This is a genomic window from Leucobacter rhizosphaerae (assembly GCF_022919175.1).
Classification (GTDB): domain Bacteria; phylum Actinomycetota; class Actinomycetes; order Actinomycetales; family Microbacteriaceae; genus Leucobacter; species Leucobacter rhizosphaerae.
Map to the genome: position 1 here is coordinate 1325437 of NZ_CP095043.1, position 26998 is coordinate 1352434.

Below are 26998 nucleotides of genomic sequence, written 5' to 3' on the forward strand. Positions count from 1 at the left end.
CGTTTCATCGTTCAGTCAGGAGTTCCCATGTCCACAGCGCTCGAACCCGTCCAAGTGGGAAGACCGCCCGGCCGTGCCGCGTCGCGGTATGCCGCGATCCTCACTATCCTGCTCATGCTCATCAGTGGCCTCTTCTTCGCCCCGGCCCCGGCGCAGGCCGCGACTCTCGGCGTCGGCTACGGCAACGAAGACCTCTGGCTCGGATCGTTCTCATCGCATGGCCGGCAGGCGTATTGCATGGACCTCGACGCACTGCCCCCGTATGGCTCGACGCAGCATCCGGAGCTGAAGACCACCCTCGATTCGCTCTCTGAGACCGAGCTGGCGCGCCTGAACTACGTCATGGGCCGCTGGGGCGAGAGCAGCGACCCGAACATCACCGCGGCGGTGCAGATGTACGTGTGGGATGTCGCCGACCACGGCAACTATGCCGGCCGGGGTGGTGATGCGCACTTCCTCACCCGCGTCCCCGCGAGCGTGCAGGGCACGGTGGTCGCGAACCTCAATGCGATGCGCGATGCGGCTGCCGCGAACGCAGTGGCGAACCCGTCCGTGAGCATGTCGATCAGCATGAGCGACCAGTACCACGGGCAACTCACGATCACCGCGAACCCCGCTTCTGCAACGGGCACAGTGACGCTCGCGGGCGCCACCTTCACAGACGGCAGCACCTCGGCCACGCTCGGCGCCGGAACACATGAGATCGTCGGCACCCCGCCCGAAGGCGCACCGGACTATCAGATCACCGCGAGCATCAAGGCTCCCGCCGTCGGCTACGGGGCCGGCGTCGACTTGTTCTACACGCCGGGTGAGCAGCGCATCCTCGGCACCGCTTCGTTCGAGCCGCTGTCGGCGCAAGCTTCGTCGCCGGTGATTGCGCTGGATTTCCAGCCGGTGATCGAGACGGTGGTGGATGCGAAGTTCGTGCAGGCCGGGGACACGTTTGCCGACAAGCTCGCGGTGTCAGTGACGAAGCATTCGTGGATCAAAGTGGACGGCACCCCGGTGCCCGTGCTCTCCGAAGGCACCCTCTACGGCCCGTTCGACGCGCAGCCGGCCGAAGCGAACGCGCCCCCAGAGGGCGCGCCCGTGCTCGGAACGGAGTCGCTGACGCTCACGCACCCCGGCAGCTACGTGTCGCCGGGCACGCTCACCGCTCCCGAGTCGGGGTTCTACACCTGGGTGTGGAAGATCGACACGACCAAGCAAGGCGCGAACGCGAAGTACCTCACCGACTCCTTCACCGACAAGTTCGGGCGAGTGGCGGAGACCTCGATCACCCCGTTCCAGCCGGAAGCGGTATCGAAGGCGAATGGGCGGCTGGTCCAGCCCGGCGACCGCGTGACGGATACGATCACGGTCTCCTCGACCAATGGCGCCTGGCTGAAGCACAATGATGAGCCGATCCCAGTGGTCTTCGAGGGCACCGCCTACCAAGTACCCGGCACCCTCCCGCCCGTGCAGGGCGCGGAGGTGCCGGCGGATGCGGTGCCGATCGGCACGGTCTCCGTGACGGCGACGGGGCCGGGCGTCTACGAGTCGCCCGAGGTGGTGCTGCCGGATGCGGGGTTCGTGACGTGGGTGTGGCAGGTGAAGCAGGCGTCGCAACCGGAGTGGGTGCGCCCGTACATCGCCGCGGATTGGCAGGACGAGTACGGCATCAACATCGAATCGCACTCCGTCAGGTGGCCGCTCACGATCACCTCGGAGGTCCGCGAGTACAACGTCCACCAGGGCGGGCGTGCCTTCGACCGGATCACCGTCACCGGGTTCCCGGACAATCACCCCGACTTCGCAGGCGACGGCTACTGGGTGCCCGACGAGCAGGAGATCGAGCACACCGTTTACGGCCCGTTCCAGACCGATGCGGAGCTGACCGACGATCTCGATCTGTCGGACGCGCCGGTGCTCACGCGGATCACGACGCCCGCGAAGAACGGGGTCTACGACATCGGCTACACCGACGAGGATCGTATTCAGCCGACCGAGGCCGGGTTCTACGTGATCGTCACGCGGTTCGCGGGCGACGACCGGGTGCAGCCCTTCACGAGCTCGCCGGCGGATATCTGGGAGCGGTTCTACGTTCCCGGCGACGAGCAGCCGGTGTCGGTCGTCACGCAGGCCACCCCCGTCGCGGGGGTCGGTGAGGAGTTCGACGATGCCGCACTTGTGCAGGGATCGAAGATCCCCGACGGCGCGTACCTCGTGTTCCGCGCCTACGGCCCCCACGACCCGGACGCCGAGCCGGTGTGCGAGGTGCCGTTCTTCACCTCCAAGAAGATCGCCGTCACCCAGGCCGGCATCTACCGTTCCGGGAAGACGAGCGTCGACCGGGCCGGGCACGTCTACTGGGTCGAAACGCTCTACGACGCCACGGGCAAGGTCATCGCGGAAGGGAAATGCGGTGCACCGGGTGAGACGACGGTAGTGACCGAGACGCCGCCAGAGGTGCCGCCGGTGCCGGAGCAGCCGGAGCTTCCGGAGAAGCCGTCCGAGCTGGCTACGACTGGGGGCGGGTTCCCGTGGCTGATCGCCGCAGGCGGCCTGGTCGCGCTCCTCGCGGCCGTGGTGACGCTGTGGTTCGGGCGCAGGCTCGCGCTCCACCGGGAGCGAGGCGGAGACAGCGGAGAGGAGGACGCCGGTATCGAAGAGCTCATGAACCAGTAACCCCAACACCCCATGGTGGGCGGGGCGCAGACCATTCCCAGGGTCTGCGCCCCGCCCTTTTCGCGTGTCCGCCTTGTGCACCTGTCCTCTGACAGTGACGGCAGTGCAGGAGGCGGCGATGAGCGAGTACACGGCAGACACGATCGCGCGGATCACGCTCGCCGTGCTCACCGAGCCCGGCGATCCGGTCACCGGGCAGCTCGTGCAGGCCATCGACGTCACGGAGACGTTCGCGCTGATCCGCGACCCAGGCGCAGCGATCCCGTCACAGGTCGACCCCGTAGCCGGGGTGCGGTGGCGGCAGCAGGCCGCCGCCCAGCAGAAGGACGCGCTCACCGATGAGCTGATCGGCCTGACCGAGCGCCACGGTCTGCGCATCCTCACCCCGCACCGCCCCGGCTGGCCCGCCGCCCTCGCAGACCTCGGCCACGCCGCACCGCTGGCGCTGTGGGCGAAAGGCAACCCGGAACTACTCACCGCCTCGCTCTCGTCACGGGTGACGATCACCGGCGCCCGCGCCGCCACCGGCTACGGGGTGCAGGTGACTCGTGAGTTCGCGTCGCAGCTCACCGCGTCGCCGCGCATCCTCGTCTCGGGCGGCGCCTACGGCATCGACGCCGAAGCCCACCGCGCCGCCCTCGCCGCGCGTTCGGCCTCGACGATCGCGGTGCTTGCGGGCGGCCTGGACCGGCCGTACCCGCGAGCGCATCATGACCTGTTCCGCCGCATCACCGAGCACGGCGGCCTCCTCCTCTCCGAGGCCGCGCCGGGATACGCGCCGACGAAGGGCCGGTTCGAGGCGCGTGCGCGCGTGCTCGCCGCTCTGTCCGCTGCGACGGTGATCCCGGAGGCCGGGGCACGGTCGGGAAGCCTCCGGGTCGCGGTCGCCGCCTACGAGCTCGGCCGGCAGCTCGGCGCGATCCCCGGCCCGATCACCTCCGCGAACTCGGCCGGCTGCCACCGGCTCCTCGCCGAGGGCATCGCAGAAGTCACCACGAGCGTCGGAGATGTCGAAGGGATGCTCGACCCGACGCCAGCGGCGTACCGGCTCCCGCCGGCATATCAGCAGGCCGGCCGCCGCGCCGACCCCGACCCAGGCCGCGGCGCGGGCCGGCCCGCGCTCTGAATCTCTGGCTCGCATCCTTGCCTCCCACGTTGCGCCGTTCCTGGCGTGTTTCTTCCGGCCCGCCGGCATTCCTTGCCTCGGGTCGTTCTCTACCTGCCCGTCTTGTGAAGGAGACCCTGTATGTCGAAGCGTGATCGCTCGAAGCCCGCCAGCCCGCCTGTGGTGGTGATGGTGCGGATCGTCGTCGCCGAAGACGGCACCCTCGCCGTCACAGTCGATGGGGCGCCGTTTCTGCCGCCGGAGTTCTCCCCGCCGTGGCGGCGGGGATCGTTCCCGGCGATCGTGGACTCGATCCGCGAGCAGACCAGCTGCACGATCCGCGTCGATGTCATCGAAACCGACGGCCGGACGATGACCGACTTCTACACCCCGCGGCCGCGCCGCACCCCGCCGCCAGAGGCGCGGCCGGTGCAGCAGGCACCGCAGTCGGCGGTGTCGGTGCCGGTGGTGCCGCGTCTGGTGCAGTTCGCGGGGTCGGGGATGGTGCCGGGCGAGGATGTCGCGGTCGCGATCGTCATCGTGCACACCGAGACCGGGCCCGACGGGATCGCCAGCGCCCTGATCGATTCCCGCTACCTCGACCACGCACCCACCGGCGAAGTGATCCTCCTCGGCCGCATCTCCGCCACCGTCTGCATCGGTACACCGCAGTGACCTCCCCGATCCGCCCGACCGGGAGCCTCGGCGACGAACTCACTAACGCCGCCCTCGTAGGGCTCGCCACCCTCGCCATCGCCGCGGTCATCCTCCGGGCGGCGGGCAGCGTCACCGCGTTTCTCACCGGCACCCCGCAACCCGAATCCGGCCTTGGAGCGGGGGTCGGGGTGCTCCTGCACCCCGCCGACCCTGGGGCCGCGCTCGGCGTGCCGGGCCTGAACCCGGTCGTGTACTGGGTGGTCGCTGGCACCATGATCCTCGCTGTCGGGACCGCCGCGTGGTGGGGGTGGACGGCGATCCGGCAGCACGGCCGCCGGCAGGCGATGGACCCGTACCGGATCGTCGGGATCGCCACGCGCGCCGAGGTCGTGAAAGCCGGTTCCCCGCGCGCGCTCCTTGCTCGGGCGGGGAACCTGCGCCCGTCGCTCGAGAACCCTGAGCCTTCGGAGGTCGGGTACCGGCTCGGGGTGTCGCGCGGGGTCGAGGTGTGGGCGGCGGTCGAAGACTCGATCCTGCTGATCGGGCCGCCCCGCTCCGGGAAGGGCGTGCACATCGTCATCAACTCGATCCTCACCGCCCCTGGCGCGGTCGTCACCACCAGCACGCGCCCGGATAACGTGACCGCCACGATCCGCGCGAGGGAGCAGGTGGGGCCGGTGGCGGTGTTCGATCCGCAGCACCTCGCCGATGGCATCCCCGCCGGGCTCCGCTGGTCGCCCGTTCGCGGCTGCACCGACCCCCTCACCGCGATGATCCGCGCCTCAGGGCTCGCTTCCGCCACCGGGCTCGGGAAAGGCGGCGTCGAGGGCGGCGACTTCTGGGAAGCGAAAACAAGGGTCGCGCTCCAATGCCTGCTCCACGCCGCCGCCCTCGACCAGCGCCAGCCCGCCGAGCTATTCCGGTGGACGCTCGACCCCGCTGCCGCAGGCGACGCCGTGTCAATCCTCGCCACCCACCCGCAAGCGGCGGGCGGATGGGCGGAGGCGTTGCAGGCGATGATCGACGCGGACCCGCGCACGAGGGATTCGATCTGGCAGGGTGTCTCGCTCGCCCTCGCCGCCCTCGCCGACCCCCGCGTGCTCGATGCCGTCACCCCGGGCCCGGACGAGGTGTTCGACCCCGAAGACTTTCTCGCGAAGAAGGGCACCCTGTACCTGCTCGCGACCGCGGCCGGTGCGAACAACAGCGCCCCGCTGGTCGCGGCGCTCATCGAAGACGTGGTCGAGGCCGCCCGCCGCCTCGCCGCACGCTCCCCAGGGGCGAGACTCGATCCGCCCCTGCTGCTCTGCCTGGACGAGGTCGCGAACCTCAGCCCGTTGCCGTCGTTGCCGACGCTCATGGCCGAAGGCGGCGGCACCGGGATCACGACCATGCCCGTGTTGCAGTCGCTCGCGCAGGCGCGGGAGCAGTGGTCGGAGAACGCGGCCTCCGCGATCTGGGACGCCGCGATCGTGAAGATCATCCTCGGCGGAGCCTCCAACTCGAAAGACCTCCAGGACCTGTCCACGCTCATCGGGGAACGCGATGAGATAACCGACTCCACCACCGTCGGCGACCACGGCTCCCGCTCCGCGCAACGCTCGATCCGCCGGGTACCGATCATGCCGCCCGACGCGATCCGACGCCTTCCGTTCGGCACCGGCCTCGTCCTGCTGCGCGCGGCACCGCCGATCGTGACCCGGCTGCGCCGGTGGACCCAACGCGCCGACGGGAAACACCTCGCAGCCGACCGCCGCGCTGTCGAAGCACAACTCCACTACCGGCAGACGGACACCCAGCCAGGCGCGGACGATCCGTCAGGCGGGAACGGTGCACCTGCTTCGTAGAGCCGTGATGGGCGCGGCCGTGAACGAGCAAGGACGAATCGATGGACCCGCGCACCAAGACCGCTCTCCCCGGATACCTCTCCCGCACCCCGCAGCTCAAACGACTCTCCGACGGGCTCGCGCTGTTCATCGGCCAGATCGGGCAGAAACAGTACCGAGAAGAAGCCGATGGAAGCCTGACGCTCTTGGGCGCCACGTACACGAAGCTCGTGCTGCTCGGCGAGCATGCGGAGGAAGCGTTCGCCGACTTCGCAGAGGGCGACGACGTGGTCGCCATCGGCAGTTTCAAGATGCGAAGCTACGAGCATCGCGGGCAGAAGGTCGAGGAGCGCCAGTTCCAGGCGACCAAGCTTGTCTTCGACACCACGCGCGAACGATACCGGGTCGAACGCAGGCCGCGGCCCCGCGCGGAGGCGGCACGGGAGACTCCGCGGGCAGCGGGCGCCGTTGAGTTCCGCGCGGCTCAGCCCGGCGGTGCGCTGACGTTGGGGCGGTGAGCGGCATGCACGAAACTCCCGCCGTTTCCGGCGCCGAGGACGAAGCCAGCGAGCACCTCGATCCCGAGATCGAAGACGACGACCTGTACGACCTGGTGATGGCGCGCACTGTGCTGCCGGAGCCACCGCGGCCGATCAACTGGTATCTCCTCGCCTCCGGTGACGCTGAAGCGGAATGGCTGGCATTGAATGAGTGGGTCGATCAGCTTCGCCGCACCTACGGGCTGCCCGCATCGGTGATTCCGCCGTTCTGGTACCGGCACCCCGAAATCGTGTGGGAGCTCTCCGCCTTGCATCTGCACTGGATCGCGAGCTACGACCCGGAGCAGGACGCTTCGGGGCCGATCGCCTGGCACACCGATTTCGCGCTCGCGCGGGAACGGCTCCGCGAGTGGGTGTCGACCTGCGGCACCCGCCTTGACCGCGACCGCCCTACCCGGCAGACCACCTGGCCGGGAGAGGAGTCCCAAGCGCCCATCGAAGACGAGCTGATCCCGAATCAGGCTATCGATTTCGTCGGCTTCGTGGCCGCCGATGTGCAGGCGCGCCAGGACATCGAGGATGAGTTCATTCGTCTGAAGCGAGCGGCTGATCGTGCCCGCGACGACGAGCCAGGTTGAGCCGCTGTGGAACTCGCGAGAAGTAGCCGAGTTCCTGAACGTCTCGCAGGCGACTTTGTCGAGGTGGCGCAGGCAGCACGAGGGGCCGCCGTTTGTCAGCGTCGGCGGGATCGCCCGCTACAACCCGCCGACCGTGCGCGCCTGGGTGCTGGAACGCGAGCGCGAGCATGGCTGACCCGCGCCAGCACAAGATGCCGCCCATCGGGGTGAAGCTCTCCACCAGTATCGAGAGCCGCGGCAGCGGGTATCTCGCGCGCGTGCGCTGGACCGACCCGCACACGAAGAAGCGCCCCAGCCGCTCCGCATTCGTCCCGACTCCCGAAGACGCGGAAGCGTTCTTCGCGACCATGCAGCAAGCGACCGAAACGGGAGCCGATCTGCTGGTCACGTTCGCGGACTACGTCGAATCGATCGGCGATCGCTGGCAGCGCGGCCTCGACACGACTTCCACCGTCGCTGGCTACGACGCCAGCCTCAGGCTCCGGGTCGTGCCAGCGCTCGGCCACATCAAGGTCAGCAAGATCACCACCGGGCTGATCGATCGCACCATCGACCAGTGGGAGACCGAACACCGGCCTTCCACCATCAAGACCTCCATCGGCGTGCTGGTGCGAGTGCTGGACGTTGCCGTGCGAGACGAGGTGATCCCGTCGAACCCGGCGAAGAACCGGGCTCGACGCGCGTTCAACCACGTCCCGGCGCTCGAACCCGGTTCCATGCGCGCGTTCGCGATCCAGGACGTGGAGACGCTGAACGCTCTCGCAGCGAAATGTGCGGAGGTGCACCAGAGCTATTCGGATCACGTCATGCTCTGCGCACTGCTCTCTGCGCGTGGCTCCGAGGTCTCAGGGCTCGAGGCGGGAGACATCGACTGGAAGAACCGCATCGTCAAGATCGAGCGGCAGATCTACCCCGGCAAGGGAGGGCTCGTTCGCAAGCAAACCAAGGGCCGCAAGTCTCGGTACGTGCCGATCCTCGATGAGCTCGAACCAGTGCTCGTGCGCCTGTCTGCGGGCAAGAAGCCCGAAGACCCTCTCCTGCGCGGGCCTCGGGGCGGTGTGCTCACGACCGCGACCGTCCGAGACGCGACGAACTGGGATCAGATCGTCGTCGATCTCGGCCTGCCGAACCTCACCCGGCACGGGCTCCGGCACACCGGCGCGACCTGGCTCGCCGATGCGGGGGTACCGCTCCATGTGCTGCAGCGCATCCTCGGGCACGCGTCGATCGAGACGACCAAGGGCTACCTGCATCCCGATCACCGGCAGCTGAACGAAGCAGCCCAACTCGCCAACCAGTTCCTCGCGCGACCGAAGGCCCGGCAGAACAGGAAGGAGCCGCCCCGCCGCAACGGACCCCAGCTCTAACGAACAACCGCCGCACTCGGCTCCGAGAAGGGGGCCGAGGCCTCAACCTGCCCGGATTTTGGCCCACTAGATTTCCACTTTTTGGCCCACTAGACCCGAACCTGACCGACGCTCGACCGAACCTCGAAGCGACTCACGGACCTGCTCCGGGACCCGCTCCGAGCTCCGGCGAAGACCATCAGAAACGAGAGAAGCCCTGACGAGAAATAGCTTCTCATCAGGGCTTTTTCGTCGGGTTGACAGGATTTGAACCTGCGACCCCCTGACCCCCAGTCAGGTGCGCTACCAAGCTGCGCCACAACCCGTTGTTTAGTTATATGGGCTGCTGGAGAGGCTAATGCCTGTAACCCCCAGTCAAGTGCGCTACCAAGCTGCGCCACAGCCCGTTGTCTCTTCGAACGAATCCCACCGAGGTGATCTCCGCCGCCGAAGCAACCCCTCCATCTTACCCACATTCCGGACACCAGAATGACCATCGCAGAAACGAGCCCAAACCGGCGCGAACGAGCACGAACCCGCGCACGACCGCCCTAGGCTGACAGGTATGAGTGACGAACTTCCCCCCTGCCCCGAGTGCGGCAGCGTCTACAGCTACGAGCTGGGCGCGCTGCTGGTCTGCCCCGAGTGCGCGCACGAGTGGGCCCCGGCAGACGCTGACACCGACGACACCAACGCAGCAGACACCGAAACCGTCACTCGCGACGCCGTCGGCAACATCCTGCACGACGGCGACGCGGTCACCATCGTCAAGGACCTGAAGGTGAAGGGCGGCGGCACGCTCAAGTCGGGCACGAAGGTCAAGAGCATCCGCCTCGTCGACGGTGTGGGCGACCACGACATCGACTGCAAGATCGACGGCTTCGGGCCGATGCAGCTGAAATCCAGCGTCGTCAAGAAGGCCTGACGGGCCGGGATCCCGCGCGGCGCACCGAGCCTGACGGGCCACGATCCCGAACCGCGAGAGCACAAAAACGGCCTCGATCCCCCACCGTCCTGCCGTCACCGGGTGAAATGCCCAGCCACCCGAGCGTCCGCGACAGATACGCTGAAATCATGAGCGACCTGAGAAACCCGGGCGACGCCTGGGTCACCGCACACGACGGCGGCCGCTACTGGGGCCGCTTCGGCGCCGCCGGATTGCTCGCCTACGACCGCGCTCGCGACGCGATCCTGCTGCAGCACCGCGTCACCTGGAGCGACCACGGCGACACCTGGGGCATCCCGGGCGGCGCCCGCCACGAGGGCGAATCCGCGATCGACGCCGCCATCCGCGAGTCGCAGGAAGAGGCCGGGGTGCCCGACCACGCCGTCACCCCCCGCTACACCCACGTGCTCGACCGGGGCGGCTGGACCTACACCACGCTCATCGCCGAGGTCACGGCCCCCTTCGAGCCCGAGATCACCGACCCCGAGAGCCACGCGCTCGCCTGGGTCCCCCTCGACGAGGTCACCAACCACACGCTCCACCCCGCCTTCGCCACGAGCTGGCAGCTGCTGCGCCCTCTGCTCGCCGGCACCCCGACCGTGGTGGTCGACGCCGCGAACGTCATCGGCAGCGTGCCGAACGGCTGGTGGAAGGATCGTCGCGCCGCGGCCGTCGGCCTCCGCGACCGCATCGACGCTCTGGTCGCGAGCGAGCGCGGGATCCGCCCCGGCTTCGTCGAGGTGCAGGAGTCGGCGGTGCCCGGCATCGATCGCGCCCACCCGCAGTGGGTGCTGGTGGTCGAGGGTGTGGCGCGCGGGATCGGCGACGGCACGCACGTACGCGTGATCGACGCCCCCGAGCTCGGCGACGACGCCATCGTCGCGCAGGTCGCGGCGCGCGCGGCCGAGGGCGCGAACACGACCGTGATCACGAGCGACGTGGAACTCAAGACGCGCGTCATCGCGGCGGGGGCCGTGGCGACGCGCGGCGTCAAGAAGCTGCTGCGGCAGCTGCCCGATCTGCCGGCGCCGATCGCCGACTTCGCCGAGCCAACGCCGTAACCACGCCGCACACGATGAGCCCCTGCCCGAGCGTGTAGGTGAGCATCACCGCGCCGCTCGTCCAGTCGGGCATCACCTCGGCGGCGAAGATGCGGAACGCCAGGATCCCGTCGGACACCAAAAACCAGAGCCCGCCCCACGCGATCACCGGCCCGCACCGCGAGGTCATCGCCGCGGTCGCGACGAGCAGCACCCCGTAGATCGCGACCGGGATCGTGAGCGACCCCGTGCGCGGCAGCAGCAGCGCCATGAGCATCACGTAGGCCGCCGCATAGCCGAGCGCCCACCGCGGGAACGGGCGCACCGCCACCCCGCGCGCCCGCCACAGCAGCACCATGTATCCGACGTGCGCGAGCCCGAAGCAGAGCAGCATCATGGGCAGCTCGTCCTCGAACATCGGGAAGAAGACGGCCGCCCCGTCGCCCAGCCACGACATCAGCACGGCGGCGAGCAGCAGCGCCATCGCCCCGCGCGGCCAGGGCCGGATCGACGCCGACGCCCACACCGCGGCGAGCACGAGCGCCGGCATCAGCAGCAGCTTGGTGGGCCCCGCGATCGGGTGATCCACGAACAGCGCCGCGACGTGCACGACGGACACGACCGCGTACGGCAGAAACGGGATCAGCGCGGGTCGTGCGGAGGGCATGGCGGGAGTCCCGTGGACGCAGAAGAGCGCGCCCTACGCGCCCTCGACCAGGATGCCGTCGTCGTCGCACCACACGGTCGCGCCGGGGGCGAAGGTCACGCCGCCGATCTCGACGGGCACGTCGACCTCGCCCGCACCGGTCTTCGTGGACTTCGCGGGGTTCGAGCCGAGCGCCTTCACGCCGATGGGCAGGGTGCCGAGGGCGATGCGATCCCGCACCGCACCGTGCACGAGCAGCCCGGCCCAGCCGTTGTCGACCGCGAGGGCCGCGATGATGTCACCCACGAGCGCGGTCTCGAGCGAGCCGCCGCCGTCGATCACGAGCACGGCGCCGTCGCCGGGCGAGGAGAGCAGGCTTTTCAGCAGCGCATTGTCCTGGAAGCAGCGCACCGTGCGGATCGGCCCCGAGAATCCGCTCATGCCGCCGAGGTTCAGGAACTGCAGCGAGACGGAGTGCAGCTCGTGGCCACGTTCGTCGTACAGGTCTGCGGTGCTGATCTGAGCCATAGTGCTGTCCCCCCAAAATGCGCCGGGGTCGGGCGACCGCGCGGCACGCTCCACGCTACCCCCAACCACCGACAAACGGGGCTGGATCGCGCCGCGCGACACACTTGCGTCACATTCGCGCTTAATGTACAAATGTACATGTACAGATGTACAGGCTTCGGGATCGGCCACCGCGTCGACCCCGAAGCACCCCTCGCCGCCGCACAACGCCGCACGCACCCTCTGCTGCAGCACGCTCCCGAAAGGATCGCCATGACGACCACCGCCCCCGCGCGCCGTCGCCGCGACCCCGAGGCGCGCCGCCGCGAGATCCTCATCGCCGCCACCGAGCTGATCGTCGAGAATGGCGCCGCGACCCTGACCCACCGGGCGATCGCCTCGCGCGCCGGGGTGCCACTCGGCTCCACGACTCAGTACTTCGCCTCCATCGATGAGCTGCGCGAGACCGCACTGCAGCAGCTTGCGAGTGAAATCGACCGCGAGCTCGATAAGATCCACGAGGTCATCGGCGACTTCGTCACCGCCCCCGAGCGTGCGGTCGCGAGCCTCTCCGAGTTCCTCGCCGACCCGCGCGCGGTGCACGCCGAGATCGCACTCATGACGGCCGGCACCACTGACGACCGCCTGCGCGAGCTCGCCCTGCGCTGGAGCGATCGCTTCACCGAGATGCTCACAGAGAAGATCGGACGCACCCGTGCCGTCGCCATCAGCGTCTATCTCGACGGCGCGACGATCCACGCGGGGCTGCACGAGAGACCGCTGCAGGCTGCCGAGATGACCGCCGCGATCCGCGCACTGGCCATGATGCCAGTGGCCGACGCGTAGTTCCCGGTCTCCGACCTCTCCCCCTCCGCACCGCGTTCGGTGCCGCACCTCGCTCGGTGCCGCCACATGTCCGCACCGCCCGTGGCTCGCTCAGATGAGCCCGACCCCAGAAAGCACCTCATGTCCTCCCAGTCAGCCAGCAACGCACCCCACACCGGCGCCGGCGCAGTCACCGGATCCTCCGACGCCGCGGGCACCCCCCGCCGCCCGGCCACCCCGAACCCCTCACCGCTCAGCCGAGCGCGACGGTGGGCCGCGGTCGCCGTGCTGACGTCCAGCCTGCTGGTGATCACGATGGACATGACGATCCTCAACATCGCGCTGCCCGAGATGGCCGCCGAGCTGCACCCGACCTCCGACCAGCAGCTCTGGATCATCGACATCTACTCCCTCGTGCTCGCGGGCCTGCTCGTGTCGTTCGCCGCGATCGCCGACCGCTGGGGCCGCAAGAAGATGCTCCTGCTCGGCTACACGATCTTCGGGGCGTCCTCGCTGCTCGTGCTCTTCGCGACGAGCGCGGAGGGGGTCATCGCGATTCGTGCCGTGCTCGGGATCGGCGGCGCCATGATCATGCCGATCACCCTGTCGCTGATCCGCGTGATCTTCACCGACCCGCGCGAGCGCGCCACCGCGCTGAGCATCTGGGCGGCCGTCTCGGGTCTCGGCGCGGCCGTCGGTCCCCTCGTCGGCGGGCTGCTGCTCGAGCACTTCTCGTGGCACGCGGCGTTCCTCATCAACGTGCCGCTCATGCTGGTCGCGGTGGTCGCGGGCATTGTGATCCTGCCCGAGTCGAAGGTCGCGCACCCCGGGCGCTGGGATGCGCTCGCGGCCGTGCTCTCGCTCGTGGGCATGACGCTCGTCGTCTGGGCCATCAAGACCTTCGGCAAGGAGGCGACGTTCGCCTCCCCCGCCGCGCTCATCGCCTTCGCGGCCGGCGCCGCCCTGCTCGCGTGGTTCATCGTGCGCTGCCTCCGCAGCCCCGCGCCGCTGCTCGAGCTCCGTCTCTTCCGCAACCGCACGTTCTCCGCGGGCATCATCGCGGCACTCGGGTCGACCTTCGCGATGGTCGCAGCGCTGCTGCTGATCGCGCAGTGGATGCAGCTCGTCGACGGCGCCTCGCCCGTCGAGGCGGGCATCCGCCTGTTCCCGATCGCGATCGCGGGCGCCATCGCCTCGCTCGCCGCGCCGCCGCTGGCCCGGATCATCGGGGCGCGGGCGGTGCTCGCCGGCGGCCTCGGCTTCGCGGGGATCGGCATGCTGATCATCGGCGTGCAGCCCGGCACGCTCTCGAACCTCACGGTGCTCATCGCACTCGCGCTCGTGGGTGCGGGCACGGGATCGCTCGCCATCGCCTCGGCGATGATCATGCACGGCTCCCCCGAGGAGAAGGCGGGCAACGCGGGGGCGCTCGAGGAGACCTCGTACGAGCTCGGAGCGGTGCTGGGCGTCGCGATCCTGGGCAGCATCTCGGCCCTGCTGTACCGGGCGGAGTTCATGGCGTCCGGGATCCTCACCGGCGTCGACCCGAAGCTCGCGGGCGAGGCGCAGGAGTCGCTGGGCGCGGCGATCTCGATCGCCGGGGAACTCGGGCGGCCGGAGCTGGCGGCCGAGGCGGGTGTGGCGTTCACGCACTCGCTGCAGGCGACCGGGATCGCGGGCGGGATCATCATGCTCGCCGTCGCGGCGGCGGTGTTCTTCACCACTCCGAAGGGCACCGACGTGTCGGCGGCGTCGCACTAGGGGGTCGCGCCGGGGTTCGGGCTCGGTACCGCGGTACGAGCCGCGCGATACCGCAGCCCGATGCCCGGGCGCGGCGGTGTGCGTAGCTTGGGAGTATCAGGAACGAGCCGCATCGGGCGGCCCGCCGGATCGCTCGGAAGGAGAGCCCCATGACCACCATCACCACTCACAACGACACCCGCACCGACGGCGCGGCCACCACCGAGTTCGAGGTGGAGGCGCCGACCTCGGACCAGCGCGACACCGCGATCCTCGCTTCGGACACCCGCGAGGTCACCGCGATCCAGGCCCCGGATGCGGGTTCGGGATCCGGATTCGCACCCGCCGGTCCGACCCCCTCCGCCGCGCCGCAGCCCGCGCTCCAGCCCGCCCCACAGGGCCCGGCCTTCGCCATCACCAGCTTCGTGCTCGGCCTGGCCTCCATCGTGAGCGGGTGGACGTTCTTCGCTCCCATCGTCGGCCTGATCCTCGGCATCCTGGCACTCCGCCGCGGCACCCCCGAGCGCGCCCTCGCCCTGTGGGGCGTCTGGCTGAACGGTGCGATGCTCGCGCTGTCGCTCATCGGGATCGTCGTCTTCGGGGCGCTGCTCGGGGCCGGGATCCTCGCGCTTCCGTTCCTCGCATAAGCTGCGGGGGCTGGGCTCCGGCACCTGCCACGCCCGGCCTCCGCTCCAAACACCGGCCCGCGCCAACTACCGGCTCGCTCGCCAATCATCCAGGAGATGTCACTCGTTCAGGATGGTTCCCCCGGAACCGCTCCTGCAGGGGTGACATCTCCTGCGTCTGTTACGGCCGCACCGCGTCCGGTGACCGATCTGGCACCGGATCCCGCGCGGGATCCCGATCCCGAGGCCCCGTCGGCGGATACACCCAGGTCACCATCACCACCGAGATGATCATGAGCAGGAACCACGCTACGAGCTTCTGCGGCGAGACCAGCTCCCAGCCGGCCTCCTGATTCGGGTACAGCCAGGCCCCGCCCCACGTCGCGATGTTCTCCGCGATCCAGATGAAGAGCGCCACCCCCGCGAAGACGAGCAGCAGCGGCACCCGGAGCGTCGCCCGCCAGACGCGGAAGAACATCATCGTGCGCCCCCAGAGCAGGGCGACGGCGGCGAGGAGGATCCACCGCAGATCCCAGATGTAGTGGTGACTGAAGAAGTTGACGTAGATCAGCGCGGCGACGACCGTGGTCATCCAGACGCGCGGATAACGGGTGAAGCGCAGATCGTGCAGGCGATAGACGCGCACCATGTACGACCCGACCGCCGCGTACATGAACCCGCTGAAGAGGGGCACGGCACCGATCCGGAGCAGCCCGTCGCCGCCGTAGCTCCAGGAGCCGACGTCGGTCTTGAAGAGCTCCATCACGGTGCCGGTGACGTGGAACAGGATGATCACCCAGAGCTCCCGGCCGCTCTCGAGGCGGAACGCGAGCATGCCGATCTGGATCAGGATCGCCGCGATCGTGAGCGCGTCGTTTCGGGCGAGCGGGGCGTCGTCGGGGTACCAGAGCCGCGCCGCGACGATCGCGACGAGGAGCAGCGCCCCGAAGATGCACGCCCAGGCCTGCTTGAGCAGGAACACCGCGCACTCGATCAGCACCGCGCGCGGCCCGTGCTGCGGTTTGCCCTGCAGCAGGCGGTGCGCGGCGCGGTCGACCACCGCTTCGAGGCGCGTGAGCTCGCGGGGCGAGCCGCTCGGCGGGGTCGGACTGGGCATGCGTTCGAGCGTAGCCGGTGGGGTACTGGCCGATGCTGGGTGTGTGCGACCGAACCATCGACCGGCGTAGGATGCTGCCGAGGAGGGCACCGTGGCCACATTCGATGACGTCCGCGCGATCGCGCTCGACCTGCCCGAGACCGAGGAGCGCGACGGCGGCTGGCACATGGGCCCGAGCTGGCGGGTGGTGGGCGGCGCGATGTTCGCCTGGTCGCGTCCCGTGACGGGCAAGGATCTGGCCTGGATGCGCGAGCAGGGTCGGGATCCCGGCGATCCCGTCCTCGGGATTCGCGTGGCGGGCGAGGAGGGTACACGCGAGCTGCTCGAGGCGTTTCCGGTTGAGGCCTTCACGATCCCGCACTTCGACGGCTACCCGGCGGTGCTGCTCCGGCTGCCTCTCGTTGCGCCGGACTTGCTGCGCGAGTTCGTGATCGACTCGTGGCTGCTCAAGGCGCGCAAGCGCACGGCCCGCGCCTGGCTCGCGGAGCAGGGGCTGGCGGAGGGGTAGCGGGGGGTGCAGGCGCGCCCCGCCGAACGGACACGATCCGCGCGAGCGGACACGATCATCACCGCGCCGAGCGTGTCCGTTCGGGGCGTTCATGTGCACTCGGCGCGATCACCACACTCGGCCTCGCGCCAGCACGACTACAGGCCCCTCGTTTCACCGAAGGTCCCGCGCTTCACCTGCAGAACGCGGGGCCTTCGGTCAGACAGGGGCCGGTGGTCGTGCGGCGCGGGCAACCCACAGTCCGACGCGCCTCGCTTCGCTGGCGCGTCTCTCGTGAAGACCAACAGAACGGCTGCGCCGTGCTCAGCGCGCGGACAGAGCCGCGCGCCGCACCCTCGCAACAGCCAGAAATGGCTGTTGCGGAGAAGACCAGCGCCTAGCGGCGCTGACGCTTCTCACGGATCTGAAAACAGAACGGCTCCGCCGTGCTCAGCGCGCGGACAGAGCCGCGCGCCGCATCCTCGCAACAGCCAGAAATGGCTGTTGCGGAGAAGACCAGCGCCTAGCGGCGCTGACGCTTCTCACGGATGCGCATATTGATCTGGATGGGGGTGCCCTCGAAGCCGTAGTTCTCGCGCAGGCGGCGCGTGATGAAGCGGCGGTACCCGGGATCGAGGAACCCCGAGGTGAACAGCACGAACGTCGGCGGCCGGTTCTGCACCTGCGTGCCGAACAGGATCCGCGGCTGCTTGCCGCCGCGCAGCGGGTGCGGGTACTCCTGCACGAGCTCGGCGACGAAACCGTTGAACTTGCCGGTCGGGATCCGCGAGTCCCAGGAGTCGAGCGCGGTCTCGAGCGCCGGCACCAGCTTCTCGAGGTGGCGGCCGGTGCGCGCCGAGATGTTCACGCGCGGCGCCCAGGCGACGTGCGCCAGATCCTGCTCGATCTCGCGCTCCAGGTAGCGGCGGCGATCGTCGTCGAGCAGATCCCACTTGTTGAACGCAAGTACGAGCGCGCGACCCGACTCGAGCACGAGGTCGATGATGCGCAGATCCTGGTCGCTGATCGACTCGGTCACGTCGATGATGACCACCGCGACCTCCGCCTTCTCCAGCGCGGCCGTGGTGCGCAGCGACGCGTAGAAGTCGGCGCCCTTCTGCATGTGCACGCGCCGGCGAATACCGGCGGTGTCGACGAAGGTCCACACGCGCCCGGCGATCTCGACCTGCTCGTCCACGGGGTCGCGGGTGGTGCCGGCGAGGTCGTTCACCACGACCCGCTCCTCCCCCGCCGCCTTGTTCAGCAGGCTCGACTTGCCCACGTTCGGGCGGCCCAGGATCGCCACGCGGCGCGGGCCCATGAGCTTCGGCTGCGCGACCGCCGACTCCTCGGGCAGCGCCTCGATCACGAGGTCCAGCAGATCCGCGACGCCGCGGCCGTGCAGCGCGGAGACCGCGTGCGGCGTACCGAGGCCGAGCGACCACAGCTGGGCGACCTCGGGCTCGAGCACTGCGTCGTCGACCTTGTTCGCGACGAGGAACACGGGCTTGTTGGTGCGGCGCAGCATCTGCACCACGCGCTCATCGGTCGCGGTCGGCCCGACGCGCGAGTCGACGACGAACATCACGACGTCGCAGAGCTCGATCGCGACCTCGGCCTGCAGGGCGACGGACGCGTCGATGCCCTTGGCGTCGGGCTCCCACCCGCCGGTGTCAACGAGCGTGAAGCGGGTGCCGCCCCACTCGGCCGGATAGCTCACGCGGTCGCGCGTCACGCCGGGCACGTCCTCGACCACGGCTTCGCGCCGCCCGAGGATCCGGTTCACGAGGGCAGACTTGCCGACGTTCGGGCGGCCCACGATCGCCACGACCGGCAGCGCCTCCGACGAGGGCTCGGCGAACCCGAGGAACTCCCCGTCGTCGCCGAGGATCACGAGATCCTCGTCCTCCAGATCGAAGCCGTCCAGGTTCGACCGCATCGCGCGCAGGCGCTCCTCGTCGGTCACCGCGTCGTCATAGCCCTCGCCGACGATGATGTCGCCGTCCTCGATCTCGGGCTCGGGGTACCCGGCCGCGGCATCGATCACCTCGACCTCGTCGAACGCCTCGCTCGCGCCGCCGGCCCCCTCGGGGGTGGTGTTCTCTGTGCTCATCACATGCTCTCTTCCACGGCGGCTGAAGGCGCCGCCTGCACTACATCGATGACAGCCTGAATCGACTGTTCGAAATCCAAGTCGCTCGTGTCGACGAGCGTGACCCCGGGTGCGGGGTTCATGAAGTCCACGACCAACGTGTCCTTCGCGTCGCGCGCGATGATGTCGGCGAGCACCTGCTCGCGACTCACCCCGCTGAGCTCTCCGGCGCGACGCTCGGCGCGCACCTCGGGTGATGCGGTCATGAGGATCCGCACCGGGGCATCGGGCGCGACCACCGTCGTGATGTCGCGGCCCTCGATCACCACGCCGGGCAGGCCGGAGCCCGCCACGATGGCGCGGAACATGTCGTTCAGCCGATCCCGCACCGCCGGGTGCTGGGAGACGCGCGACACCTGCCCGCTCACGGCGTGCTCGCGGATCGCGGCCGTCACGTCGCTCGGCGCCGAAGCACCCGGGAGCACCACGGTCACCCGCTGCTCGCCGCGCAGGGTGATGTCGAAGCGCCAGGCGCCCAGAAGCTCCAGGACGGCGGGCTCGGCGTCGAGGTCGGCCCCCGTCTCGAGCGCCGCCCACGCGAGTGCGCGGTAGGCGGCGCCGGTGTCGAGGATCCCGAACCCGAGCCGGGTCGCGGCCGCGCGCGAGACGCTCGACTTGCCGCTGCCCGCGGGGCCGTCGATGGCGACGAGGATCGGGGCCGTGGCAGAACCGGCAGCGGGCGCGGCAGCGGAGCCAGCGGCGGGCGCAGAGGCCGCCGCTGGTGCGGTCGACTCGGCTCCACTCATAGCGTCCTCCATCCACGTTCGACGAGATCGGTCACCGCGCGTTCGGCCACCTCGGGCAGCATGGCGATCTCCGCGAACCCGATCTGCGCACCCGGAGAGTGCTCCAGACGCAAGTCTTCCATGTTAATGCCCAGTTCTCCGAGTTCCGTGAGCAGTCGGCCGAGCTGACCCGGCGTATCGTCGATCAGCACGGTGATCGATGTGAACCGCTCCGACGAGCCGTGTTTGCCCGGGATCCGGGCGACGCCGTTGTTGCCGGCCGAGAGCAGGTCGGCGATCGTGCGCCGGGCGCCCGCCTGCGCGGGATCGCGGAGGGCATCGGCGAAGCCGCTGAGATCCCGCGCGAAGGCGTCGAGCAGCTCGACGACCGGGCCCCGGTTCGCGCCGAGGATCTGCACCCAGAGCTCCGGATCGCTCGAGGCCACCCGGGTGGTGTCGCGCAGGCCGGCGCCCGCCAGTCCGATCGCCTGCTCGGTCGCGGGGATGAGTCGTGCGGCGAGCAGGCTCGACACGACCTGGGGCAGGTGCGACACGAGGCCGACCGAGCGGTCGTGCTCCTCCGGGGTCATCTCGATGAGCGTCGCCCCGAGGTCGAGGGCCACGGCCTCCACGATCGCGAGCGCCTCCGCCGGGGTCTCGTGGTCGCGGCACACGACCCACGGCCGCGCGACGAAGAGGTCGGCGCGGGCCATGATCGCGCCGCCGCGCTCGCGCCCGGCCATCGGGTGGGAGCCCACGTAGTTCGTGAGATCGACGCCGCGGCGCACGAGCTCGAGGTAGGGCGCGAGCTTGACGCTGGCCACGTCGGTGACGACGGCCGCCGGGTACTGCGCGAGCGCGCGCTCGACGACGTCGGCGGTCACGTCGGGCGGGGTCGCGACGACAACGAGTGTGGGTTCGGGGTCCTCGCTCGTGCGCACCCGTCCCGCACCGTAGTCGGCGGCAAGCGCGACCGTCGTCGGCGACAGGTCTTCGAGCGTGACGTCGACCCCGCGCTCGCGCAGGCCGAGGCCGACGCTCGCGCCGAGGAGGCCGGCACCGATCACGTGCACCGAGCCGCGCACGCGGGCGGCGAGCGCTCCGTTGCTGCGCTCGGACACCGGGAATCTGCTGTCTGCCGCGTTCATCGCGCTCCGCCCTGTCGGAAGTCGTTGCCGGAGCCGCCGCGCGGGTTGCGCTGGCCGCGGGGGCCCTGCGGCCCGCGCGGGTTGCCGCGCTGGCCGCCGTCGCCCTGCCCGCCATCGCGTTGACCGCGCCCGTCTCGCTGCCCGCCGCGGCCGTGGGGGTTGCCCTGGGCCGCGATCCCGCGCATGCCCCGCGCGCCCTTGCCATCCCCCGGGCGTCCGCCGGTCACCGGGCCGCGATCCCGACCCGGCTTCTGGCCCTGCTGGGTGCGACCCTGCTTCTGGCCGCGATCGCGATCGCTGCCTCGATCACGATCCCGGTCCCGGGACTCCGCATCGTGCGGCGACACCGTGCCCCCGTCGTCGGCGGCCGAGAGCAGCGCGCCCCGCTCGCCGGACGAGAGCTCGCGCATCTCCCCGACGCGCAGCGTGCCGAGGTGCAGCGGTCCGAACTGGCGGCGCACGAGCTCCTCGACCGGGTGCCCGACCTCCGCGAGCATGCGCCGCACGATGCGGTTGCGCCCCGAGTGCAGGGTGATCTCGACGAGCGAGTGGGTCTTGCCGCTGCCGCCGGGCAGCAGCTTCGCGCGGTCGGCGCGGATCGGGCCGTCCTTCAGCTCGACGCCGTCGCGCAGCTGCTGGAGCGTCGCGGGCAGCAGGCGGCCGCGCACCTTCGCGACGTAGGTCTTCTGCACGCCGAAGCTCGGGTGCGCGAGCTTGTGGGCGAGTTCGCCGTCGTTCGTGAGGATCAGCAGGCCGCTCGTGTCGGTGTCGAGGCGACCGACGTTGTAGAGGCGATCCTCGACCTGGTCGGTGAACTCGCGGAGGTCGGGCCGGCCGTCCTCGTCGTGCATGGTGGAGACCACGCCGCGCGGCTTGTTGAGCACGAAGTAGCGCTTCGAGACGTCGAGCTGCACGACGACCCCGTCGACGCGCACGTCGTCGGTGAGCGGGTCGATGCGGGATCCCAGCTCGCGCTGGATCTCCCCGTTCACCGTGACCCGGCCGCTCGTGATGAGCGTCTCGCAGGCGCGCCGCGAGGCGACCCCCGCGGTGGCGAGCGCCTTCTGGAGGCGGACGCGGCCCTCGTCCTCGAACCGGGGTGCGGCTGCCTGGGCCGGCTCGCGGTCCCATCCGAACTCGGCGAGATCCACCTCGACGTTCTCGCCGTCGACGGAGAACGACCCGCCGAAATCATCCTTAGAACTGTTCATGATCGAATCCTTCCGATCCGTCTTCGAGCAGCGGCGCGATGGGCGGCAGCTCCGACACATCGCCGATGCCGAGGTGTCCGAGCAGCGCCTCCGAGGTGCCGTAGAGCGTGGCGGTGGTCTCGGGATCCTGCCCGACCTCCGTGATGAGCCCGCGACCGAGCAGCGTGCGCACCACCGAGTCGACGTTCACCGCGCGGATCGAGGCGATCGCCCCGCGCGAGATGGGCTGCCGGTACGCGATCACCGCGAGCGTCTCGAGGGCGGCCTGCGAGAGTTTGGAGGGGGTCTGCTGCTGCACGAAGTCGGCGACGATCGGATCGAGGCTCGCCCGCACATAGAAGCGGTAGCCACCCGCGACCTCGCGGAGTTCGAAGCCGCGCGGGGATCCGGCACCGGCAGCCCCGGCACCGGCCGCGCCAGCGCCAGCACCGTCAGCACCGCCAGCACCGCCAACGGCACCGTCGAACTCGGCGATCAGCGCCATCAGCGCCGCGCGCACCTCGCGCACGGGTCGGTCGGTGGCGGTGGCGAGCGTCACCGCGCTGAGCGGCTCGTCGGCGACGATGAGCAGGGCCTCGAGCTGCTGCGCGAGCGAGTGCGCCTCGCGGGCGCGGCTCAGCTCGGTCGCCTCGACCACCCCCGAGTGCTCCGGGGTCACTTGTGCGGGGTCCTGAGCCTCAACACTGCGCCCAACTGACCCCGCAACATCGATGCCGGTGGTCTCACGCACCTCAGCCTCAGTCATAGTCGCTCCCTAGTGTCGCGAGTTCGTCGTCGGACCAGCTCTCGCCGACCCATTGCACACTCAATTCTCCCAGCGGTTCCGCCTGCTCGAAGCTCACCGCGGCGCGTCGGTACAACTCGAGGATCGCGAGGAACCGCGCCACGATCACGCCGCGCTCCGACACCCCCGCGATGAGCTCGCGGAAGCGGTGCACACCCCCGCTCCGCAGGGCAGACACGACGATCGCCGCCTGCTCGCGGATCGACACGAGCGGCGCGTGCAGGTGGTCGAGGCCGACGGTAGGGATCTCGCGCGGCGCGAAGGCGATGAGCGCGATCGCGGCGAAGTCGTCGGCGGAGAGGTTCCAGACCAGCTCCGGCGTCTGCTCTCGGTACTGGGCGTCGAGCGGCACCAGTCGCGGGTGCCGGGCCTCCTCCGTCTCCAGCTGCTGCCGGAACCACGCCGCCGCCTGCTTGAAGGCGCGGTACTGCAGCAGCCGGGCGAAGAGCAGATCGCGTGCCTCGAGCAGCGCGATGTCCTCCGCGTCGACCACCTCGCCCTGGGGCAGCAGGCTCGCGATCTTCAGGTCGAGCAGCGTGGCCGCCACCACGAGGAACTCCGAGGCCCGGTCGAGCTCCACGAGCCCCTGCCCCTCGAGCGAGGCGAGGTACGCGATGAACTCGTCGGTGACGAGGCTGAGCGAGATCTCGGTGATGTCGAGCTCGTGCTTGCCGATGAGGTTCAGCAGTAGGTCGAAGGGGCCGTCGAAGACCTCGAGGCTGACTCGGAAGGCGCTGTCGTCATCTGCCGCGGGCGCGCCGATCTCGCCGGCCGCGTCCGATCGCGCGCCGCTCTCCTCTGCACGCGCCTCCATGAGCGTGACTACGCGACGACGCCGCGCTGCACCACTTCGCGCGCGAGCTTCAGGTAGGCCTCCGACGCCGGGTTGCTCGGCGCGTAGTCGAGGATGGGCTTCGCCGCGACCGAGGCGTCGGGCAGCTTGACGGTGCGCCCGATGACGGTGTCGAACACCTTGTCGCCGAACGTGTCGACGACCCGCTCGAGCACCTCGCGCGCGTGCAGCGTGCGGGCGTCGTACATCGTGGCGATGATCCCGTCGAGCTCGATCTGCGGGTTCAGGCGATCCTTGACCTTCTCGATCGTCTCGATCAGCAGGGCGACGCCGCGGAGCGCGAAGAACTCGCAGGCGAGCGGGATCAGCACCCCGTGGCTCGCGGTCAGCGCGTTGACGGTGAGCAGCCCGAGCGAGGGCTGGCAGTCGATGAGGATCACGTCGTAGTCGGCCGACACCTTGCGCAGCACGCCGGCGAGGATCTGCTCGCGCGCGACCTCGGTGACGAGGTGCACCTCTGCGGCCGAGAGGTCGATGTTCGCGGGGATCACGTCGAGGTGCTTCGTGTCCGTGCGCTGGATCACCTCACGGGGATCCTTGACCTTGCTGAGCATGAGGTCGTAGATCGTGGGCACGTCGTGCGCCTGCACCCCGAGCCCCGCGGAGGCGGCGCCCTGCGGGTCGAAGTCGACGATGAGCACGCGGCGGCCGTATCGGGCGAGCGCGGCGCCGAGGTTGATGGTGGTGGTGGTCTTGCCCACCCCGCCCTTCTGGTTGCACATGGCGATGATCCGCGCCGGACCGTGCTGTCCGAGCTTCTGCGGCGCGGGAATCACGCGGTCGGGTCGGCCCGTCGGTCCGAGTGCGACTGTCTTCGCCATCCCGGCCCCCTTTCGCTGCGTGCACTAACGCTCCATCCTATCGCGCGCCCGAATGCCGACGTGCGACGTCGAGGATCCGCTCGATCACCTCGCGCACGCTCGCGCGCGCCAGACGCTCGGGCCGCACGAGGAGGTCGATGTCGCGGCTGATCGAGACGCCCCGGATCGGCCGAAGCACGATCTCGTCGTGCAGCGCCGCGGGCAGCCCGGTGTACCGCGGCAGGAACCCGATGGTGTCGGTACGGGCGATGATGGCGGCGGCCACGTTGAACTCGTTGACCCGGTGGGTGATCTCGATCGGCGAGCCCGCCCCGGCGGCGAGCGTCTGCACGATCAGGGGCTCGAGCGCGAACCCCTCGTGGGCGGCGAGCCACGTCGCGCCGTCCAGGTCGGAGAGGCGGACGCTGTCGTGCGCGGCGAGCGGGTGCCCCCGGCGCACGGCGAGGTCGATGGGCTCCTCGAGCACCGGGATCACCCGCACCCGCCGCGTCGGCCACTCGGGCGCGGTCGGCGACCGGTGCGCGATCACGATGTCGTGGTCGGCGGTGAGGTCAAGGAAGTCCGGGATCGACACATCCTCATCGCGGCATCGGATCTGCGCGCCGTCGGGATCCGCCAGCGATCGGGCGATGAGCTCCGGAAACCAGGCGAGGGCGGCGCTGTGGAAGGCGGTGACAGTGACCGTCTCCGCCGGTGCCCCCAAGAACTGCGACACCGACTGCTCGGCTCGCGCCATCGCCTCGATCACCTCGCCGCCGGCGTCGGCGAGCCGCTCCCCGGCGGCGGTCAGCACGAGCACGCGCCCGCGCTGCTCGGTGAGCGGGGCGTCGAAGGAGCGCTGCAGCACGGCGAGCTGCTGGGACACGGCGGAGGGGCTTAGGCGAAGCGCGTCGGCGACGGCCGTGACCGAGCCGCGGTCGCGCAGCTCGCGAAGCGTGCGGAGGTGGTGAACATCCATGCGGCAATTCTTACAGGTTAGTGAAGAATATGCCCGTTGTTCTTCAGGGATGGATCGAGGATCGTGGTCTCCATGGCCCTGCTGCACACTCCCTCCGGCGCCCCGAGCGGCGCCCGGAACGCGACCCGCCCGCGCTCGTCATTCGTGCCGGACCTCGTGCTGCTCGGGATCGCCGCGATCTGGGGCGGCAGTTACCTCGCCACGCAGGAGCTCGCCGCCTCGATCGGCGCCGCGGCGGTGCTCTGCGCGCGCTTCCTGCCGCCCGCGGTGATCATGCTCGTGGGCGTCGCGGTGGCCCGACGCGGTCGGTCGCCGGGCCCGCTCCGGCACTCCCTGCCGCCCGGCGCACATCAGAAGCCCGGCTCCCTCCGCCCCTCTCGTTCTCTCCGCAATGTGCTCCGCGCGGGATCCCTCCTCGGGCTCCTCCGCGCCGCGACGATCGTGCTCGAAACGATCGGGGTCACACTGACTACCGCGACCAACGCCGGCCTCATCATCGGTCTCTCGATCCTGCTCACCCCGCTCCTCGAGTCGCTCGTCACCCGCCGCCGGCTCACCCGCTCGCTCCTCGGCAGCGTAGTCCTCGCACTTGTCGGCATCGCGCTGCTCATCGGCGGCAGCGGTCTCGCCGAGGTGACGATCGGCGACGGTCTCATCCTGCTCGCCGCGATCACCCGGGCGCTCCTCGGGGTCGCCGAGGCACGCGCGACCCGCTCGCACGCCTCCGACGTGCTCGGGCTCACCACGGTGGAGATCACGCTCGGCGCCATCCTTTTCACCGCGTGGGGCGGCGGGGCGCTCCTGCACCGGCTCCCCGAGCTCACCGCCGCCGACTGGGGCGTGATCCTCTATCTCGGTCTCGGCTGCACCGTCGCGGCGTTTCTCGGTCAGCTCTGGGCGACGAAGCGCACGTCCGCCTCGCGCGCGGGCATGCTGCTCGGCTCCGAGCCGGGGTGGGCGCTTCTCATCGGCATCGTGATCGGCGGCGAGCAGCTCACCATCGGCGCCGGGATCGGGGCCGCGGTGCTGCTCGCGGCGATGCTCTGGGGCCGCCGGGCCGAAGAACGATGGCGCACGTCGCGGGCGGGCACGACGAACTCCGCGGAGGTGGCGCCCTGCGGGTCGAACTGCGGGCCCCGCCCCGAGAGCGGGAAGGATCAGCGTCGCGAATCCTCCAGCGATCCCACAGTGTCTCCCTCTGGGTCCCAGACCATGCAGAGCACCTCGCGGTCTCCGTCCTTCCACGAGCCCTCGGACGGGTACATCGGCCAGTAGTCGATCTCGGAGTCCGCCCAGGGCGTTCCGATGAAGCCCTCGAACTCGGCACGGCAGCCTTCGTCCGCCATGCTGATGATCTCGTCGGTTCCCGGGTAGGCGGGCTCATCGATCACAAACGAGGAGAAGACCTCATCGGCGTGGGGATCGGAGCACGGGACCGTGGGGACGCTCCCGATATCTTCGTCGAGCGAATCATCGGTATTCAGGCAGTCACCCACGCGGATCGCGAAGACGTCGGTGCTGTCGTTCCGTTCGACGGTGCCGCCGGACTCCGCGTTGCGCGCCGGACTCGCGGTGTCCCCCAGGAATGGAACGAGCGCCGAGCAGCCGGTGAGGGCGAAGAGACCCGCGGCGAGGATCGGCACGATGAAGACGAAGGACCGTTGGGGACTCAT

At 70.0% G+C, this 26998-nt stretch carries 26 protein-coding genes, 1 tRNA gene and 1 pseudogene; 15 read left to right on the plus strand and 13 right to left on the minus strand.

The genetic code is table 11. The annotated features are described in order from the left end of the window. The first annotated feature begins 27 nt into the window (after window positions 1-27). From MUN76_RS06090 to MUN76_RS06125, 8 genes are all read left to right on the plus strand, one after another. Complete coding sequence (locus tag MUN76_RS06090; protein ID WP_244688066.1) at window positions 28-2667, plus strand: hypothetical protein; 2640 nt, start codon at window positions 28-30, stop codon at window positions 2665-2667. A gap of 118 nt (window positions 2668-2785) precedes the next feature. Continuing rightward, on the plus strand, window positions 2786-3793 hold the full coding sequence (gene dprA, locus MUN76_RS06095) for a DNA-processing protein DprA (protein WP_244688068.1): 1008 nt from the start codon (window positions 2786-2788) through the stop codon (window positions 3791-3793). A gap of 120 nt (window positions 3794-3913) precedes the next feature. Continuing rightward, window positions 3914-4447 (plus strand): hypothetical protein, encoded by a 534-nt coding sequence (locus tag MUN76_RS06100; RefSeq protein WP_244688070.1) that lies wholly within the window; start codon window positions 3914-3916, stop codon window positions 4445-4447. After that, window positions 4444-6276, plus strand: coding sequence for a type IV secretory system conjugative DNA transfer family protein (locus MUN76_RS06105; RefSeq protein WP_244688072.1), 1833 nt, complete (start codon window positions 4444-4446; stop codon window positions 6274-6276). Before MUN76_RS06100 ends, MUN76_RS06105 begins: the two co-directional genes overlap by 4 nt. A gap of 41 nt (window positions 6277-6317) precedes the next feature. Then, the gene (locus tag MUN76_RS06110; RefSeq protein WP_244688074.1) at window positions 6318-6773 is read left to right on the plus strand and encodes a hypothetical protein; all 456 of its coding nucleotides are present in this window, start codon (window positions 6318-6320) and stop codon (window positions 6771-6773) included. A gap of 5 nt (window positions 6774-6778) precedes the next feature. Beyond that, window positions 6779-7393 carry a DUF4913 domain-containing protein gene (locus MUN76_RS06115; protein WP_244688684.1) on the plus strand — a complete coding sequence of 205 codons (615 nt, stop codon included), beginning with the start codon at window positions 6779-6781 and terminating at the stop codon, window positions 7391-7393. Next, a complete protein-coding gene (locus tag MUN76_RS06120; protein ID WP_244688076.1) occupies window positions 7368-7568 on the plus strand; it encodes a helix-turn-helix transcriptional regulator in 201 nt (66 codons plus the stop codon). Before MUN76_RS06115 ends, MUN76_RS06120 begins: the two co-directional genes overlap by 26 nt. Further along, window positions 7561-8760: a tyrosine-type recombinase/integrase gene (locus MUN76_RS06125; RefSeq protein WP_244688078.1), complete on the plus strand. Its 1200-nt coding sequence runs from the start codon at window positions 7561-7563 to the stop codon at window positions 8758-8760. Before MUN76_RS06120 ends, MUN76_RS06125 begins: the two co-directional genes overlap by 8 nt. Before the next feature lie 231 nt (window positions 8761-8991). On the opposite strand, the gene MUN76_RS06130 is transcribed toward MUN76_RS06125, so the two are convergent. Then, window positions 8992-9065, minus strand: a tRNA-Pro gene (locus MUN76_RS06130). A gap of 239 nt (window positions 9066-9304) precedes the next feature. Between MUN76_RS06130 and MUN76_RS06135 the strand changes: the two genes are divergently transcribed. Then, on the plus strand, window positions 9305-9664 hold the full coding sequence (locus MUN76_RS06135; protein ID WP_244688079.1) for a zinc ribbon domain-containing protein YjdM: 360 nt from the start codon (window positions 9305-9307) through the stop codon (window positions 9662-9664). A 149-nt stretch (window positions 9665-9813) separates the two neighbouring features. Beyond that, complete coding sequence (locus MUN76_RS06140; protein ID WP_244688081.1) at window positions 9814-10746, plus strand: NUDIX domain-containing protein; 933 nt, start codon at window positions 9814-9816, stop codon at window positions 10744-10746. Here the strand turns inward: MUN76_RS06140 and MUN76_RS06145 are convergent. After that, window positions 10676-11392, minus strand: a complete 717-nt coding sequence (locus MUN76_RS06145) for a lysoplasmalogenase family protein (RefSeq protein WP_244688083.1) — start codon at window positions 11390-11392, stop codon at window positions 10676-10678. The genes MUN76_RS06140 and MUN76_RS06145 overlap by 71 nt on opposite strands. Before the next feature lie 33 nt (window positions 11393-11425). After that, window positions 11426-11899, minus strand: a complete 474-nt coding sequence (rraA, locus tag MUN76_RS06150; protein ID WP_244688085.1) for a ribonuclease E activity regulator RraA — start codon at window positions 11897-11899, stop codon at window positions 11426-11428. Window positions 11900-12151: 252 nt separating this feature from the next. On the opposite strand from rraA, the gene MUN76_RS06155 reads away from it, so the two are divergent. From MUN76_RS06155 to MUN76_RS06165, 3 genes are all read left to right on the plus strand, one after another. Beyond that, on the plus strand, window positions 12152-12724 hold the full coding sequence (locus MUN76_RS06155) for a TetR/AcrR family transcriptional regulator (RefSeq protein ID WP_244688087.1): 573 nt from the start codon (window positions 12152-12154) through the stop codon (window positions 12722-12724). Window positions 12725-12844: 120 nt separating this feature from the next. Beyond that, window positions 12845-14464 carry an MFS transporter gene (locus MUN76_RS06160; protein ID WP_244688089.1) on the plus strand — a complete coding sequence of 540 codons (1620 nt, stop codon included), beginning with the start codon at window positions 12845-12847 and terminating at the stop codon, window positions 14462-14464. A gap of 149 nt (window positions 14465-14613) precedes the next feature. Beyond that, window positions 14614-15090, plus strand: a complete 477-nt coding sequence (locus MUN76_RS06165) for a DUF4190 domain-containing protein (RefSeq protein ID WP_244688091.1) — start codon at window positions 14614-14616, stop codon at window positions 15088-15090. Between the two features lie 160 nt (window positions 15091-15250). Here the strand turns inward: MUN76_RS06165 and MUN76_RS06170 are convergent, their stop codons facing one another. Then, entirely contained in the window at window positions 15251-16186 is a 936-nt protein-coding gene (locus tag MUN76_RS06170) for a DUF817 domain-containing protein (protein ID WP_244688093.1), read from the minus strand. Between the two features lie 91 nt (window positions 16187-16277). Here MUN76_RS06170 and MUN76_RS06175 point away from each other — a divergent pair, with 91 nt between their 5' ends. After that, window positions 16278-16694 (plus strand): MmcQ/YjbR family DNA-binding protein, encoded by a 417-nt coding sequence (locus tag MUN76_RS06175; protein WP_244688095.1) that lies wholly within the window; start codon window positions 16278-16280, stop codon window positions 16692-16694. A gap of 502 nt (window positions 16695-17196) precedes the next feature. On the opposite strand, the gene der is transcribed toward MUN76_RS06175, so the two are convergent. The 8 genes and pseudogenes from der to MUN76_RS06215 form a co-directional block, all read right to left on the minus strand. After that, complete coding sequence (gene der / locus MUN76_RS06180; RefSeq protein WP_429953248.1) at window positions 17197-18786, minus strand: ribosome biogenesis GTPase Der; 1590 nt, start codon at window positions 18784-18786, stop codon at window positions 17197-17199. Beyond that, window positions 18786-19571, minus strand: a complete 786-nt coding sequence (gene cmk / locus MUN76_RS06185) for a (d)CMP kinase (protein ID WP_244688097.1) — start codon at window positions 19569-19571, stop codon at window positions 18786-18788. The genes der and cmk overlap by 1 nt, the downstream gene beginning before the upstream one ends. Then, window positions 19568-20698: a prephenate dehydrogenase gene (locus tag MUN76_RS06190; protein ID WP_244688099.1), complete on the minus strand. Its 1131-nt coding sequence runs from the start codon at window positions 20696-20698 to the stop codon at window positions 19568-19570. The genes cmk and MUN76_RS06190 overlap by 4 nt, the downstream gene beginning before the upstream one ends. 347 nt (window positions 20699-21045) lie before the next feature. Beyond that, a pseudogene (locus MUN76_RS06195) lies at window positions 21046-21849 on the minus strand (pseudouridine synthase); the annotation flags it as partial. A 46-nt stretch (window positions 21850-21895) separates the two neighbouring features. After that, on the minus strand, window positions 21896-22654 hold the full coding sequence (gene scpB, locus MUN76_RS06200) for an SMC-Scp complex subunit ScpB (protein WP_244688101.1): 759 nt from the start codon (window positions 22652-22654) through the stop codon (window positions 21896-21898). After that, window positions 22647-23507 carry a segregation and condensation protein A gene (locus MUN76_RS06205; protein WP_244688103.1) on the minus strand — a complete coding sequence of 287 codons (861 nt, stop codon included), beginning with the start codon at window positions 23505-23507 and terminating at the stop codon, window positions 22647-22649. Before MUN76_RS06205 ends, scpB begins: the two co-directional genes overlap by 8 nt. Before the next feature lie 8 nt (window positions 23508-23515). After that, window positions 23516-24367, minus strand: a complete 852-nt coding sequence (locus MUN76_RS06210; RefSeq protein WP_244688105.1) for a ParA family protein — start codon at window positions 24365-24367, stop codon at window positions 23516-23518. Window positions 24368-24404: 37 nt separating this feature from the next. Then, window positions 24405-25325, minus strand: a complete 921-nt coding sequence (locus MUN76_RS06215) for a LysR family transcriptional regulator (protein WP_244688107.1) — start codon at window positions 25323-25325, stop codon at window positions 24405-24407. A 72-nt stretch (window positions 25326-25397) separates the two neighbouring features. Between MUN76_RS06215 and MUN76_RS06220 the strand changes: the two genes are divergently transcribed. Beyond that, a complete protein-coding gene (locus MUN76_RS06220) occupies window positions 25398-26600 on the plus strand; it encodes a DMT family transporter (RefSeq protein WP_244688109.1) in 1203 nt (400 codons plus the stop codon). On the opposite strand, the gene MUN76_RS06225 is transcribed toward MUN76_RS06220, so the two are convergent. Then, window positions 26483-26998 (minus strand): septum formation family protein, encoded by a 516-nt coding sequence (locus MUN76_RS06225; RefSeq protein WP_244688111.1) that lies wholly within the window; start codon window positions 26996-26998, stop codon window positions 26483-26485. The genes MUN76_RS06220 and MUN76_RS06225 overlap by 118 nt on opposite strands.

Bases quoted from the DNA above. Each gene is read 5' to 3' on its own strand.
- MUN76_RS06090 (WP_244688066.1), top strand. From the start codon at position 28: ATGTCCACAGCGCTCGAACCCGTCCAAGTGGGAAGACCGCCCGGCCGT.
- dprA (WP_244688068.1), top strand. From the start codon at position 2,786: ATGAGCGAGTACACGGCAGACACGATCGCGCGGATCACGCTCGCCGTG.
- MUN76_RS06100 (WP_244688070.1), top strand. From the start codon at position 3,914: ATGTCGAAGCGTGATCGCTCGAAGCCCGCCAGCCCGCCTGTGGTGGTG.
- MUN76_RS06110 (WP_244688074.1), top strand. From the start codon at position 6,318: ATGGACCCGCGCACCAAGACCGCTCTCCCCGGATACCTCTCCCGCACC.
- MUN76_RS06115 (WP_244688684.1), top strand. From the start codon at position 6,779: ATGCACGAAACTCCCGCCGTTTCCGGCGCCGAGGACGAAGCCAGCGAG.
- MUN76_RS06125 (WP_244688078.1), top strand. From the start codon at position 7,561: ATGGCTGACCCGCGCCAGCACAAGATGCCGCCCATCGGGGTGAAGCTC.
- MUN76_RS06135 (WP_244688079.1), top strand. From the start codon at position 9,305: ATGAGTGACGAACTTCCCCCCTGCCCCGAGTGCGGCAGCGTCTACAGC.
- MUN76_RS06140 (WP_244688081.1), top strand. From the start codon at position 9,814: ATGAGCGACCTGAGAAACCCGGGCGACGCCTGGGTCACCGCACACGAC.
- MUN76_RS06145 (WP_244688083.1), bottom strand. From the start codon at position 11,392: ATGCCCTCCGCACGACCCGCGCTGATCCCGTTTCTGCCGTACGCGGTC.
- rraA (WP_244688085.1), bottom strand. From the start codon at position 11,899: ATGGCTCAGATCAGCACCGCAGACCTGTACGACGAACGTGGCCACGAG.
- MUN76_RS06155 (WP_244688087.1), top strand. From the start codon at position 12,152: ATGACGACCACCGCCCCCGCGCGCCGTCGCCGCGACCCCGAGGCGCGC.
- MUN76_RS06160 (WP_244688089.1), top strand. From the start codon at position 12,845: ATGTCCTCCCAGTCAGCCAGCAACGCACCCCACACCGGCGCCGGCGCA.
- MUN76_RS06165 (WP_244688091.1), top strand. From the start codon at position 14,614: ATGACCACCATCACCACTCACAACGACACCCGCACCGACGGCGCGGCC.
- MUN76_RS06170 (WP_244688093.1), bottom strand. From the start codon at position 16,186: ATGCCCAGTCCGACCCCGCCGAGCGGCTCGCCCCGCGAGCTCACGCGC.
- der (WP_429953248.1), bottom strand. From the start codon at position 18,786: ATGAGCACAGAGAACACCACCCCCGAGGGGGCCGGCGGCGCGAGCGAG.
- cmk (WP_244688097.1), bottom strand. From the start codon at position 19,571: ATGAGTGGAGCCGAGTCGACCGCACCAGCGGCGGCCTCTGCGCCCGCC.
- MUN76_RS06190 (WP_244688099.1), bottom strand. From the start codon at position 20,698: ATGAACGCGGCAGACAGCAGATTCCCGGTGTCCGAGCGCAGCAACGGA.
- scpB (WP_244688101.1), bottom strand. From the start codon at position 22,654: ATGACTGAGGCTGAGGTGCGTGAGACCACCGGCATCGATGTTGCGGGG.
- MUN76_RS06205 (WP_244688103.1), bottom strand. From the start codon at position 23,507: ATGGAGGCGCGTGCAGAGGAGAGCGGCGCGCGATCGGACGCGGCCGGC.
- MUN76_RS06210 (WP_244688105.1), bottom strand. From the start codon at position 24,367: ATGGCGAAGACAGTCGCACTCGGACCGACGGGCCGACCCGACCGCGTG.
- MUN76_RS06215 (WP_244688107.1), bottom strand. From the start codon at position 25,325: ATGGATGTTCACCACCTCCGCACGCTTCGCGAGCTGCGCGACCGCGGC.
- MUN76_RS06220 (WP_244688109.1), top strand. From the start codon at position 25,398: ATGGCCCTGCTGCACACTCCCTCCGGCGCCCCGAGCGGCGCCCGGAAC.
- MUN76_RS06225 (WP_244688111.1), bottom strand. From the start codon at position 26,998: ATGAGTCCCCAACGGTCCTTCGTCTTCATCGTGCCGATCCTCGCCGCG.